General features: G+C 41.6%; 15 protein-coding genes. 7 read left to right on the forward strand and 8 right to left on the reverse strand.

Annotation, left to right across the window (positions count from 1 at the left end):
- Positions 1–16: 16 nt before the first annotated feature.
- Together truC and AB4298_RS15015 are read right to left on the reverse strand one after the other, a co-directional pair.
- The gene (gene truC / locus AB4298_RS15010) at positions 17–886 is read right to left on the reverse strand and encodes a tRNA pseudouridine(65) synthase TruC (protein WP_371987337.1); all 870 of its coding nucleotides are present in this window, start codon (positions 884–886) and stop codon (positions 17–19) included.
- 24 nt (positions 887–910) lie between these two features.
- Entirely contained in the window at positions 911–1,231 is a 321-nt protein-coding gene (locus AB4298_RS15015) for a YqcC family protein (RefSeq protein WP_371987338.1), read from the reverse strand.
- A 124-nt stretch (positions 1,232–1,355) separates the two neighbouring features.
- Between AB4298_RS15015 and AB4298_RS15020 the strand changes: the two genes are divergently transcribed.
- Together AB4298_RS15020 and AB4298_RS15025 are read left to right on the forward strand one after the other, a co-directional pair.
- Complete coding sequence (locus AB4298_RS15020) at positions 1,356–2,369, forward strand: DUF3549 family protein (protein ID WP_248999639.1); 1,014 nt, start codon at positions 1,356–1,358, stop codon at positions 2,367–2,369.
- Complete coding sequence (locus tag AB4298_RS15025; protein WP_371987340.1) at positions 2,366–2,761, forward strand: DUF3301 domain-containing protein; 396 nt, start codon at positions 2,366–2,368, stop codon at positions 2,759–2,761. Before AB4298_RS15020 ends, AB4298_RS15025 begins: the two co-directional genes overlap by 4 nt.
- A 1,275-nt stretch (positions 2,762–4,036) precedes the next feature.
- On the opposite strand, the gene AB4298_RS15030 is transcribed toward AB4298_RS15025, so the two are convergent.
- Both AB4298_RS15030 and AB4298_RS15035 read right to left on the reverse strand, forming a co-directional pair.
- Positions 4,037–4,336 (reverse strand): Mpo1-like protein, encoded by a 300-nt coding sequence (locus AB4298_RS15030; protein ID WP_248999641.1) that lies wholly within the window; start codon positions 4,334–4,336, stop codon positions 4,037–4,039.
- A complete protein-coding gene (locus AB4298_RS15035) occupies positions 4,329–4,967 on the reverse strand; it encodes a GNAT family N-acetyltransferase (RefSeq protein ID WP_371987342.1) in 639 nt (212 codons plus the stop codon). The genes AB4298_RS15030 and AB4298_RS15035 overlap by 8 nt, the downstream gene beginning before the upstream one ends.
- A gap of 239 nt (positions 4,968–5,206) precedes the next feature.
- Here AB4298_RS15035 and AB4298_RS15040 point away from each other — a divergent pair, with 239 nt between their 5' ends.
- Entirely contained in the window at positions 5,207–5,461 is a 255-nt protein-coding gene (locus tag AB4298_RS15040; protein ID WP_248999643.1) for a DUF2789 domain-containing protein, read from the forward strand.
- On the opposite strand, the gene AB4298_RS15045 is transcribed toward AB4298_RS15040, so the two are convergent.
- The gene (locus AB4298_RS15045; RefSeq protein WP_283107296.1) at positions 5,458–5,850 is read right to left on the reverse strand and encodes a DUF3192 domain-containing protein; all 393 of its coding nucleotides are present in this window, start codon (positions 5,848–5,850) and stop codon (positions 5,458–5,460) included. The two genes, AB4298_RS15040 and AB4298_RS15045, sit on opposite strands and share 4 nt — an antisense overlap.
- Positions 5,851–5,988: 138 nt before the next feature.
- On the opposite strand from AB4298_RS15045, the gene AB4298_RS15050 reads away from it, so the two are divergent.
- Both AB4298_RS15050 and AB4298_RS15055 read left to right on the forward strand, forming a co-directional pair.
- Positions 5,989–6,357 (forward strand): hypothetical protein, encoded by a 369-nt coding sequence (locus tag AB4298_RS15050; RefSeq protein WP_371987344.1) that lies wholly within the window; start codon positions 5,989–5,991, stop codon positions 6,355–6,357.
- Positions 6,348–7,121, forward strand: a complete 774-nt coding sequence (locus AB4298_RS15055; protein ID WP_371987345.1) for a Zn-ribbon-containing protein — start codon at positions 6,348–6,350, stop codon at positions 7,119–7,121. The genes AB4298_RS15050 and AB4298_RS15055 overlap by 10 nt, the downstream gene beginning before the upstream one ends.
- Before the next feature lie 84 nt (positions 7,122–7,205).
- On the opposite strand, the gene syd is transcribed toward AB4298_RS15055, so the two are convergent.
- Positions 7,206–7,847 (reverse strand): SecY-interacting protein, encoded by a 642-nt coding sequence (gene syd / locus AB4298_RS15060; protein WP_248999646.1) that lies wholly within the window; start codon positions 7,845–7,847, stop codon positions 7,206–7,208.
- Between the two features lie 59 nt (positions 7,848–7,906).
- On the opposite strand from syd, the gene queF reads away from it, so the two are divergent.
- Positions 7,907–8,764, forward strand: a complete 858-nt coding sequence (queF, locus tag AB4298_RS15065; protein ID WP_371987486.1) for an NADPH-dependent 7-cyano-7-deazaguanine reductase QueF — start codon at positions 7,907–7,909, stop codon at positions 8,762–8,764.
- An 85-nt stretch (positions 8,765–8,849) separates the two neighbouring features.
- Here queF and AB4298_RS15070 read toward each other — a convergent pair whose 3' ends face one another.
- Positions 8,850–9,776 carry a LysR family transcriptional regulator gene (locus tag AB4298_RS15070; RefSeq protein ID WP_371987347.1) on the reverse strand — a complete coding sequence of 309 codons (927 nt, stop codon included), beginning with the start codon at positions 9,774–9,776 and terminating at the stop codon, positions 8,850–8,852.
- Between the two features lie 263 nt (positions 9,777–10,039).
- On the opposite strand from AB4298_RS15070, the gene AB4298_RS15075 reads away from it, so the two are divergent.
- A complete protein-coding gene (locus AB4298_RS15075; RefSeq protein WP_371987348.1) occupies positions 10,040–12,025 on the forward strand; it encodes an alkyl/aryl-sulfatase in 1,986 nt (661 codons plus the stop codon).
- A gap of 62 nt (positions 12,026–12,087) precedes the next feature.
- Here the strand turns inward: AB4298_RS15075 and AB4298_RS15080 are convergent, their stop codons facing one another.
- The gene (locus AB4298_RS15080; RefSeq protein WP_371987349.1) at positions 12,088–13,065 is read right to left on the reverse strand and encodes a 4'-phosphopantetheinyl transferase family protein; all 978 of its coding nucleotides are present in this window, start codon (positions 13,063–13,065) and stop codon (positions 12,088–12,090) included.
- Positions 13,066–13,203: the final 138 nt, after the last annotated feature.

The raw sequence follows: 13,203 nt of genomic DNA on the forward strand, positions 1-13,203 counted from the left end.
AAAAATACGCAAAAATTTATGCGATATCTATAGAGACTTTTTCCGTCGCCAATTGTTCATCGTGCCATCCAAGCCCGGTAAATAAATCCAGCCACTCTTGCTCAAGCTCTGTTTCAACACTCATTCGTTCACCGGTTCTTGGGTGATTAAACGTTAGCTTTTTAGCTATTAACCATAAACGATTAACTCCAAAATGAGTTCGGAAAAACTTATTTTGCTTACCATCGCCATGAGTCGTATCGCCAAGAATTGGGTGGCGTAAATGCGCCATATGTCGCCTTAGCTGGTGCTTGCGCCCAGTATGAGGTGACAATTGTACCAAACCATAACGGCTTGTTGCATAGCGCCCTGACGAAAATGGAATTTCACTGTTTAATAATGGTTTGTAGGAAGTAACCGCATCTTGAGCCGCTTTGTTAGGATCGACATCTTTATCACCTAAATCGTCGAGCTCTTCTTTAAGTGGGTAATCGAGTGTGGCAGCTTCATGCATATTACCGCGAACAAGCGCTAAATACTCTTTATCAACGGTATGAGCAGCAAACTGTTCACATAGAGCATTAGCCATCTCACTGCTCTTAGCAAACAATAAAATCCCCGATGTAGGCCTATCTAGGCGATGTACAGGAAATACATGACAGCCAACGAGATCACGGGTTAATTGCATAGCAAAAAAACGTTCACGGCGAGCAAGATAGCTACGATGAACGAGAAGGCCTGCAGGTTTGTGAATAACAACAATATCGTCATCTTCAAACAACACCTCAATGTGCGGTGCAACCTCTTGTTCTTCATTGTCAACGGGCGCTTGTTCTGTAAAAGCCTGTTCAAGCAATGCTTTGTCAGCCAGTCCGCTTTGCGCTGTCTCTGTTATTTTATCACTCATTATAAAAGCTCTCTTGTCACCCTGTTATGATACTGCGCCGACTAATGTATCTAACTCAGTTAGCAGTAAAATAATATTTTTATAACCCAATTTATCAGCCCATACATGCTCCGCCATCGGCGCAATTGACATTGCAGAAGGCAGCGGGATAGCGTTGTCTAGCATAAAGTGCATTTTTGGCAAAAATATAAACTGTAGCCACTGCTCAAATGGCATAACATCACACGCAAACGGCGTGGTGCTGGCAAGTGCCTGTTCACTCGGAGGTGTACGGGCTAACAAACCTTGCAGTTCGAGTTCTTCTGCTAATGCCAGTAACTTTCCCCTTACTTTTACGGCTGTCAAACTACCCTCTCTCACTGTTGGAAACTGTCGTTGTCACAAGCATTGGAAAATTAACGCGCGATGATACCATCTCAACAGAGTTATCCCTATAATATGCGCTAATTTACCTACACTCGATAACGATATGACACAAATAACGACTCTAAGTGAATTTTTAAAAACTGCTAACACTCAATTCCAAGTTTATGACATGGGCCGTCGAGTACAACATATCGATATGATGGCATTTCATCAGATAGAAGAACTGCATTCTCCTTATCCATCACCTATCCAAGGTCATGCGCAGTTTGCGATTGTCTTTTGGGACGCTAGCCAACAACATTATATTTGGTTTATTAAACTTCCCCTTGATGAACGAGGATTATTGTCTTCTGCGCCAAGGATACAGTTTATCAAGATGATAATTGAAGCGCTTGGTCGCGATCCGACTCAGCCGCTCACCGAGCAACAACAAGAGCAAATGGCTAACCACCCATTTAACTTCAAACCGACTCAAGAAAAGCTTGCTGTCTTTAATGCCTTGGTTAGAAAGCAGCTCAGCCAGAAAGCCTCTCCACAATATGAATTTGCCTATCAGTATTTGTCAGGGCAACACCCAAGTGAACAATGGCAAAACATTGGCCTTCAGGGGATTGCCGATGTATGTATCAGGAACAATGAACTAGACCATCACAATATCTTAGTTGATGGCTTTGACAGCTGGGCCTTAGAAGTGCAAGTCGCTGTTTGCCAGTGTTTAGAACATTTAAATATTGATGAAGCTTTAGCACTGAAACTACAGGCTCAATTATCAATGGTCGATATTGCCCACAAACCCTATTTTCTCAGAGGATTAGCGTCGCAGCCTCAACTAACTCAACAAGCGATCGCTCATTTAGATGAAGCGGACCTATTGGCTGCGGATATGCTAATCTCGATTGCAGCCAGAAATTGGTCTGCCTTAAAAGATGAGCAAACTCTCACTATCTACTTAGAGGCCTTAGCAAAACAACAACAGCACTTCTTTAACCAGATTTTTGCTGATATTGTGGCTATACCATTAATTCGCACTCAGCTGCTTAGCCAACTGCGAAACCCTGATCGCAGTGCACAACTCGCAACTGCCATTGGTGGATTGTTCAAGGTAACAAAGGGATGATGACAGATTTTTTAATTATTGCCGCGGTCGTAATGATCGCCGCATTTTTTTGGCAATTAAGACAAATGGCTGAACTTAGCCGTGTATTCACCAACAAAGAATGTCAAAAGCAAAAAGTACAATTGCTCGCGATTGCACAAGAATCAGCGAAACCGAGTTTAGGTGGCACTAGCGGACTCACCTGGAAGGTGAAATATTTATTCGAATTTAGCACCGATGGCATCAATCAATATCGTGGTAGCTTGTGGATGCACGGGAAAAAAATACAAAAGATACAATGGCCTATCTTCCCGGAGCCTGAATGGCATGAAGCCCCTGAAGCTCGTGGTTCTGTTGGCGGCGGATGTGGCGGCCGTTCAAGAGGTAATTGTAGCTCTGGGGGCTGTAAATAAGTGTTAAGAGTGTGCCGGCAAAGGTCGGCATGCCAAGCTAAAATCAACCACTTAATACAACAAATAAAAGCTAAAGCTTTCAGATAGAAGCTCTTAAAGAAGTAAAGGCACGGCCCACAAGGGGTCGTGCCTTTTCTATCATTGTGTAAGCTCATCCTGCTATACGAGTGCTCCCTGCACCATCCATGCGTAACTTAGCTCCTGCTTCGTCCCTGTCCTTTGCTTCCTTGTATCTTACGATACGAATCCATTCTCTTGATTATCCATTTATCAAGCTTACTCAATCCTGAGTGTGTCCAATGTCTTCCTTGAGCGTCCTTTCTTTTACTATCCTTAGTATGTCACCTTCCTAGGTAACAAAATTTCCATCCTGGATTGTCTGGCCAGTCCTTGGTCGTAACTGCAATTAATCCATAATTGCCTCACTCCATGAGCCCTGTAATACACAAGCTTAAACAGTGCAAATCCTGACGCACTTACTTAAGCTTGCTAAACCATGCTTCCTAGCACAGTTAAATAGTAATCTAATATTGCGACTAAATAAGGCCTTAAACATTTATTTAACATGAACGTTTAAGTTTGAAATTCAACCAGAAACCCATAAGTCATTGAATTTAAGAAATATTAAGTATATTAACTAGCTGAACACTGCATATTTAAGTTTAATTTCTTACGAGCTTGTAAGAGATATCGCACAAACTTACAAGCGAATAATATAAAAACTCCAAAATAGAAGGGGCGCACCTATTGGTGCGCCCCGGGTACCACTTTATTTTAGCTTTCCCGCTATATATGCGCGATCCCTGCATCTTCCTTGGTTAACTTGCTTCCTGCTTCTTCCTTGTAAATCCATTTATATCCCTGTACTCAACGTACTGAATCCTTTCATTAGCTTATCCTAAGCTAAAATCCTCTTCCTAAGGTTGTCCTTATTGCATCCTGCAAAATTGTTTTCAGCTAAAAAATCACTTTATCCATAAAGCATTTAGCTCAATACAATCACAACTTTCTTTCTAAAAAGCGATTTCAGCTAAATCCTTTAAGCCGCGATCTCTTTCTGGTTCCCAGTTTACCTTTAGAGCCAACTCAAGATGGAGACTAATAACAACAACACAAGGAGGCAACATATAGGCAACAACACAAAGCCAGTATAACCTACTGATAAATAACAACTTAAGCATCAATAGTAAACAAAGGCTCTCTTTGTAATTATTGATATCCCACAACAAGGTGAGAGATCTCTTACAAAGAAACTATCTCAATATGAATTTATCATTAATTTCTGTTAGTTAACGCTCGAAATAACATGACCCAATCAGCCATAAAGCTATATAAAGGATACTCAAATGTTGCAGGCCGATTTTTTTCAAAAATATAATGTCCTATCCACGCAAATCCATAACCAATCACAGGTAATAGCAGCAACATGCCCCACTGCTGACTAAATAGAATATAGATAAAAGTAAGCACAACTAAACTACTACCAATGTAATGTAATATCCTGCATGTCCGATCTTGATGCTGCGATAAATAAAATGGATAAAACTCGGAAAAAGAGCGATAACGTTTATTCATTTACCACTCCTCGGTAAAACATAAGTTCGCCACTAACCTTGCCAACTTGTAACGGTTCAATCGCTTCAAACCCATGTTTAGCAAACAAGCTAATATGCGCTTCATGATTTGCAAAAACTCCCACCCCATCTAAATGAGGTTGCTCATCGCACCAACTAAGAACCGCGTTAACCAATTTTCCACCGTAGCCTTTGCCTTGTTCATTATTTGCTATCGCAATAAACTGCAAAATACCGCATTGATTACTGGGCAAGTTTTCTATAATTGTATTCTCTTTTTTGATAAGCGCTTGTGTTGATTGCCAGCCTGCACTTAATAACATCTTTAAACGCCAATGCCAGTAGCGAGCTTCTCCCAAAGGCACTTGTTGAGTCACGATACAGGCCACGCCAATTAGGCGTTCGCCAACAAATATACCGATTAAAGCTTGTTCTTGCTGCCACAGTTCATTGAGCTCTTCTCGAATAGCCCCACGAAGCTTTTGCTCATACTGTGCTTGATCACCAGTAAACAGTGTTTCTAGAAAGAAAGGATCATCATGATAGGCGTTATAGAGTATTGAGGCAGCAATGCGTAAATCTTCTGCAGTTAGATAAACCGCACGACAGTCTTCCATGGCTTGATTTTCCATTGTTGTTTTCCTTGAGCAAGATCACACAACACCAATGTAACAAGACTGTAAATAAGTGCAATTAATAATCAATGAACACTATCGCCGTACGCGTTCATTTTAATGAAAGGGTTAATCGCAGATAAGGATATTAGTCAGGAAAGCTGAGCATCGAAGTACAATGGTAAACGTTAACTTTTACCATAAACAATGAGCTTATCAACCATACTTAATACTAAACAATTGATATGGGATTGATTATGGATACCACGCCGCAAGATCTATCACACCTCTTCTTACAGCTAGGCTTAGCAGATGATCATTCAGCCATAGAGCAATTTATAAATGATCATCAACTAGCTAACGACATATTGCTCCATAAAGCTCCTTTCTGGACGGCTTCTCAAAAACACTTTTTGGAAGAATCATTTAATGAAGATGCCCAGTGGACCGAGGTCATCGATCACTTAGACACCTTATTAAGAAAAGCTAACTCTAACACCAGCAACAATTAGATTTTGCTATAGGCCATTTCGCCCCAACCAACTACAGCATTGTTGCTAATGACCACAGGAGTGCATTCATCTTTGGTCGTTTTACCGTCACCATGAGTACGCTGAGTTCGATAAAAAAGAACATGTACTTCTTTATCTTGTTGAACATAAGCCTCATTAAAATCAGCGGTTCCCATCAAGGTTGTGACTTGGTCTTTAGACATGCCCAAAGCGATCTTCGATAAATTGTCACGGTTTTTATTTTGTACCTTTTCCCACGAGCCATTGTTATCCCAATCAGATTCTCCATCACCAACATTGACCACGCAGCCCGTTAGCCCTAAGCTTGCAATCCCAAAAAATGCTAAACCTAATAATTTATTTTTCACTTTAACGTCCTGTATTAACATTGCTTTTTGTTTTGATTAAAAAGCAATTAACATACCAAGATTTAACCATATGTTTTTATTGATTTTATTAGTTATTAGATTATCTGCATTAACGACTAGAGTAATGAACATACTAATGAGTAAGGAATTTGACTAACCATGAGTCCATTAGACCAAGTGCTAGCCGCAGCCAAAAGGATCTGTGATGAAGGCAGAGATCCTAGTTTAGCGCTCATTAAAACAAAACTCGGTACTAGCATCCCAATGCGAGTCTTGATCCAAGGCTTACAACAGTTTAAATCCATGAGTGCTGAAGATAAGCAAGCCATTGCAAGCCATGCTGTTAACGCTGCGAAACAAGAGCAAAAGCCAGGTATTTTATCTCCAACAGAACAAGCTGATAAAATTACCCAACTTGAAAGCGACTTTAGTGAACTAAAAAGCGAATTCGCTTTGCTAAAACAAGAATTTAATCAACTAAAACAATCTCAAACCGCCACCAAAGAGCCTGACAATACATGCATGTAATTGAATTAAGATTTGAATGCTTTGATAACACGACAATTACTGCTGCAGAAAAGGCCATCAATGGCTTACTTGAAGCCTATCGAGCGAATGGTCAGGTATTGGGACGTGAGTTTGCGGTTGCTTTTAACGATGGCGAATTTAAAGCACGCATGCTAACACCGGAGAAAAGCAGCTTATCTAAGCGTTTCAATAGTCCTTGGGTTAATAGTGCGCTAGAAGAATTAACTGAAGCAAAATTGCTTGCTCCGCGAGAAAAGTATATTGGCCAAGACATAAATTCAGAAGTTTCAAGCCAAGAGACTCCCAGCTGGCAGTTGCTATATACCAGCTATGTACATATGTGCTCACCTTTAAGAAACGGTGATACTTTGCAGCCTATTCCACTTTACCAAATTCCTGCAACAGCCAACGGCGATCACAAACGTTTGATCCGTTGGCAAACAGAGTGGCAAGCCTGTGATGAATTGCAAATGGCTGCCGCAACTAAAGCAGAGTTTGCGGCACTTGAAGAATTGACCAGCCACCAAAGCGATCTATTTAGGCGCGGTTGGGATCTGCGCGGCAGAGTTGAATACTTAACTAAAATACCGACCTATTACTATTTATACCGCGTTGGCGGCGAAAGCTTGGCAGTTGAAAAGCAGCGTCCGTGCCCAAAGTGTGGCAGTAAAGAGTGGTTACTCGATGAACCTTTATTGGATATGTTCCATTTCCGCTGCGATACCTGTCGCATTGTGTCCAATATATCTTGGGATCACTTATAAAAAGTTATCAAAATGGCGCTGATACACTTTTACTAAAAGAAAAATATAAGCGCCATTTTTGCAATCTCTACTGATAGTTCAAGATTATTTACCGCGTAGGTTTGCCCACATCAGCTTCATTCTTTGCCAAATACCAGGATGATCAAGTTCGGGCATTGATTCTTCAATTTGCTTAATCGCTGGTGTTACTCGCGGCGTCAGCAGAGTTATAAATTCAGCTAGGCTATCAGCCAATTTTTGAGTTTGCACTTCACCAGGGATCTCAACCCAAACACTACCATCACTATTATTGACGGTTAGCATTTTATCTTCCCCCTCTAACACACCAATGAACCAGGTTGGTTCTTGCTTAAGCTTTTTCTTCATCATTAGATGACCAATAATATTTTGCTGCAGGTACTCAAAATCAGTTTGATTCCAAACTTGGATCAACTCGCCCATGCCCCACTGTGAATCAAAATATAACGGCGCAGCAAAGTGACTGCCAAAGAAAGCATTTATATCCGCTTGTAAACTTAACTCGAGAGCAGTTTCAACATTATCAAATTGACCAGCTTGTTGGCGTTTAACCGCTTGCCAAAAAACTGCGCCATCACTGTCTAACTCGCCAACAATACAGTCAGACTCTTGCCCTTCAGCATAATATCTAGGCTGTTCACCCAATTTATCCATGTAGGCTTGTTGATATTTAGATAAAAAAAGATCTAAAGCAGGTAAAGAAGACACTTAAGCCAGTTCCAAAATCAGTTATAATAGGGGTCTATTTTGACATGGAAACCGTATTGATGACACAACATCATGATCCCTATAGTAACGCGCCCGAACTTTCTGAACTAACACTTGGAAAGTCGACTGGTTATCAAGAGCAGTATGATGCATCTTTACTACAAGGCGTGCCGCGTAAATTAAACCGTGATGCCATTAGGCTGACAAATGAATTGCCATTTCATGGCTGTGATATTTGGACAGGTTATGAGTTATCTTGGCTAAATGCCAAAGGTAAACCAATGATTGCGATTGCCGACTTTAATCTTAGTTTTGATAGCAAAAACCTCATTGAGTCTAAATCGTTTAAGCTTTATTTAAATAGCTATAACCAAACTCGGTTCGACAGTCTACTCGATGTACAAGAGCGCTTACGTCAAGATCTAAGTCAGTGTGCAGAAGGTGAAGTAACGGTAAAAGTTATCGAACCTAAGCAATTTCATCACCTACGCGTAGTTGAAATGCCAGGCACTTGCATTGATGATTTAGACATTGAAGTCGATGACTATAGTTTTAATCCAGACTATTTAGTTGATAGCCTTGATAGCAAAGCCATAGTTGCTGAAACACTGACTTCAAACTTATTAAAATCAAACTGCCTTATCACCTCTCAGCCAGACTGGGGCACAGTGATGATCCGTTATCAAGGGCCTAAGATCGATCGTGAAAAGTTACTGAGATATTTGATTTCATTTAGGCAACACAATGAGTTTCACGAGCAATGTGTAGAGCGTATTTTCGTTGACCTAAAGCGCTTCTGCCAATGTGCAAAACTCACGGTTTATGCTCGCTATACTCGCCGCGGAGGTTTAGACATCAATCCATATCGCAGTGACTTTGAGCATCCTGCAGACAATCAACGTCTCGCTAGACAGTAAAGTCAGCATTAGTGATTAACACTAACACCTAAAAATAAAATGCCTATAAGCCTCAGCTTATAGGCATTTTTTATACCTATTCCCATTAAACCGTAACAGCTAGCCCTTTTAGTTTTATTGCTAAGTTCAACTGCTTTCTAAGCCAAATATTGGCAGGGTTCTGCTCAAGCTTGTGGCTCCAAACCATGTAATACTCAATGGGCTCAGCCGCAAAAGGTAAATCAAAAACTTGCAGACCAAAAAGGTCGGCATATTCGTCGGTATAAGCTTTTGATGCGATTGCTAATGCATCACTCTTAGACGCTACAGACATCATACTTAAAATCGATGATTGCTCGCTGTGCATCTGTCTGGCAGGTAAAACATGTTTGGTTAAGAGATCGGCAACACTTAAGTTGTAACGACGCATTTTAAAAATGATGTGCTTTTCATTAAAGTATTGCTCTGGCGTCAAAGTACCTTGGATCCTGGGGTGCGATTTTCTAGCGACACAAACTAATTTATCCTGCATTACCTTTTGACTCTTAAATGCAGCCGACTCCGGCAGCCAAATATCCAATGCTAAATCAACTTTTTCCAACTGCAGCTCCATCTGCAACTCTTCTTCTATTAACGGTGGCTCGCGAAATACGATATTGATAGCCAGATCTTTTAGCACATGCTCTACAGTGCCTTGCAACAATTGTATGGCAGACTCGCTCGCATACACATAAAAGGTGTGCTCACTTGAAGCAGCATCGAATGCCTCAAAACTCGCAGCAACTTGCTCAATCGTTGACATAGCCGGAGCAAGTTGTTGATACAGAGTCATTGCACTCGCAGTGGGCTTTACGCCCCGCCCTACTCGTATAAATAACTCCTGACCAACAGCTGTCTTTAATCTAGCAACCGCATTACTGACCGACGACTGAGTTAAATCCAACTCTTCCGCCGCCCGGCTAAAAGATGAAGTACGATAAACCGCGGTAAAGATTCGAAATAAATTCAAATCAAATGCTTTTTGCTGCGACATAAATATTACAGGCCCCGATGCCAAAACCAAGTGACTAAATTAAGTGAGTAAATCAAGCGAAAGCTACAGCTGTAATCTTGCAGCTATTGCCACTCAATATATTCATATTATAAATAGTGAACTCTAAGTTAGCCCTAATTATTAATCAATTCAAGTTACCTATACTGGCCTCAATTAAGCTGATGTCTCATTAGTGCCCTACAAACTAATTGCAACATTGAGACATAAGGCTTTGAACGAATTCAATCTTATAAGGGTGACTTATGAAAAAGACTCTACTTGCTATCTCAATCGTGTCAATTTTCTCGTTTAATGTAACTGCAGCTCAACATGAGCATGACCACATTACAGTGCATTACCAAGGTAAAGAGGCAACAGCGCATACTATTGCTCATAATAAGGCAGTAGCAGATACGCTTAACTTTGCCGATACCCGTGCATTTGAGCAATCCTCAAAAAACCTTGTTGCTAAATTTGATAAAGCGACCGCCGATATTCTACGCGCTGAATTTGCTTTTATCAGCGACAATACTCCAGATTCCGTCAACCCATCACTTTATCGCCAAGCGCAGCTTAATATGGTGCCCAATGGCTTATATAAAGTCAGCGATGGCATTTACCAGGTCCGCGGTACCGACTTATCTAACCTCACACTTATCCGCAGTGATAACGGTTGGATAGCTTACGATGTTTTGTTAACCAAAGAAGCAGCAAAAGCCTCACTACAATTTGCTTTGAAGAATCTACCTAAAGATGGCGATTTACCCGTTGTTGCGATGATTTACTCCCATAGCCATGCGGACCACTTTGGCGGTGCTCGCGGGATCCAAGAGATGTTCCCTGATGTCAAAGTCTACGGCTCTGATAACATCACTAAAGAAATTGTCGATGAGAACGTACTTGCCGGCAACGCCATGAGCCGCCGCGCAGCGTATCAATACGGGGCAACACTGGGTAAGCATAATCACGGTATTGTCGATGCTGCGTTAGGCAAAGGCCTATCAAAAGGTGAAATAACTTATGTCGCACCAGACTACACCCTAAACGGCGAAGGCAAATGGGAAACCTTAACCATTGATGGCCTAGAAATGGTGTTTATGGACGCATCAGGCACCGAAGCGGAATCAGAAATGATCACTTATATTCCGTCAAAGCAAGCGCTTTGGACCGGTGAACTAACTTATCAAGGTATGCATAATATCTATACGCTGCGCGGAGCAAAAGTACGTGATGCACTTAAGTGGTCAAAAGATATTAACGAAATGATTAATGCCTTTGGTCAAAATGTTGAAGTCCTGTTTGCCTCGCACTCAGCGCCGGTTTGGGGTAACCAAGAGATCAACGAGTTCTTACGCCTACAGCGTGATAACTACGGCCTAGTGCATAACCAAACCTTGAGGCTCGCCAACGACGGTGTCGGTATACAAGATATTGGCGATGCGATTGAAGACACGATTCCAGAGTCTATCTACAAGACATGGCATACCAATGGTTACCACGGCACTTATAGTCATAACGCTAAGGCGGTTTACAATAAGTACCTAGGTTACTTTGATATGAATCCTGCCAACCTTAATCCACTGCCAACCAAGCAAGAATCGGCCAAATTTGTCGAGTACATGGGCGGCGCCGATGCCGCAATTAAGCGTGCTAAAGATGATTACGCTCAAGGTGAATATCGCTTTGTTGCAACGGCATTAAATAAGGTGGTGATGGCCGAGCCAGAAAATGACTCCGCTCGTCAATTGCTAGCCGATACTTATGAGCAACTAGGCTATCAAGCAGAAGGTGCAGGCTGGAGAAACATTTACTTAACTGGCGCTCAAGAACTTCGCGTTGGTATTCAAGCGGGCGCACCTAAAACTGCATCGGCTGATGTGATAAGTGAAATGGACATGCCGACTCTATTTGACTTCCTTGCAGTTAAAATTGATAGTCAACTGGCGGCTAAGCACGGTTTAGTTAAGATGAATGTTATCACTCCCGATACCCAAGACATTCTCTATATAGAGCTAAGCAACGGCAACTTAAGCAATGCAGTGGTCGACAAGGAGCAAGCCGCAGATGCCAACCTTATCGTCAATAAAGCCGATGTAAACCGCATTTTACTTGGGCAAGTCACCCTAAAGGAGTTGCTAGTAAGTGGTGATGCCAAACTCACAGGTGATAAATCAGCCTTTAGCAAAATTGCCGATAGTATGGTGGAGTTTAATCCGGCCTTTGAGATTGTACCGACTCCAGTTAAATAAACTGTCTAAGCTTGCATAACTAAAAGTTAGAAATGAAAATGGGGCTATTCAAGCCCCATTTTTTATAGTTCAAAACCAGCAAGTAAGCTCCTAAGATCCACAGCAAACGCATTAACCCTGACTTTTTCACATGGGCCAATGCTCAATGCAAAACGATAACTTTCATCTAAGTGTCCCAGCCAGCAATGCCAATCCTTAGCGGTTATCATTGTACTTAAAGTATCTTGTTGTTCCGCAGCTTGCTCACCTGAGCCTTTGCTATCAATGATGCCTACTGCAACATCTTCATTTAACCTGCTTTGCAATGTCGCCAGACCGATATTTTGCAGCAATAATAACTCTTTTAAACCGACAGAGCTGTCGATGTTGTTATTCGCCCTGACATCAACACTATTAATGCTGTGATCACCTTGCCAAGAATTAACAGTAAGGCTAGCCTCAAGCGCTGGCGAGAAATCAAAAGCAAAAGACTTAAGTGATAATGCAAGGCCTAGCCCTTTGGCTTTAATATAAGATTCCTTAAGCGCCCAAAGATCAAAAAAGCGCTCTCGCTGTAATTCTGCCGGCAGTGCAAGTAACGCTGCTTTTTCAGGTTCAGAAAAGTAGTGACTCAGAATTGCATGAATATTGGTGCTGCTGCGGCAACGCTCAATGTCGACGCCAAATTCTACAGCATCTAGGTTAATACGCTTTTCAGCGTTAGGCACACAGATCCCAACCAATAGCCAATCGCCGCTGTGACTCAAATTAAAATGAATGCCAGTTTGCTTGAACTGGGTATCAGTTAATCTAGGCTTACCTTTTTCACCGTATTCAAAGCACCACTCATTGGGCAATAAATCACTGTGCTGCGACAGCAAGGCACGCAGATAACCTCTGACCAGCAAGCCTTGAATTTTAACCTCTTGTTTAATGTAGCGATCAACCTTAACTAACTCGTCTTCAGGTAACCACGACTTTAGTAATTCAGAGGCTTGGTCATCACACTCTTCTATGGTTAAAGGGCAAAAGTATAGCGAGATCGAATAAGATTCAGGCAAAGGAGACTCTATTACAGACTGGTATTGCCACTATTGTGGCTTGTTTACTTTGAAAAAACAGCCACCTAATACAGAAATGTTTTACAAATGCTCCGTGAACCCGCTCAAAAATGCTGCCAATTGAAACACAAGGCGTTA

Origin of the sequence: Shewanella sp. 10N.261.52.F9 (assembly GCF_041471165.1) — a bacterium.
Lineage (GTDB): Bacteria > Pseudomonadota > Gammaproteobacteria > Enterobacterales > Shewanellaceae > Shewanella > Shewanella marinintestina.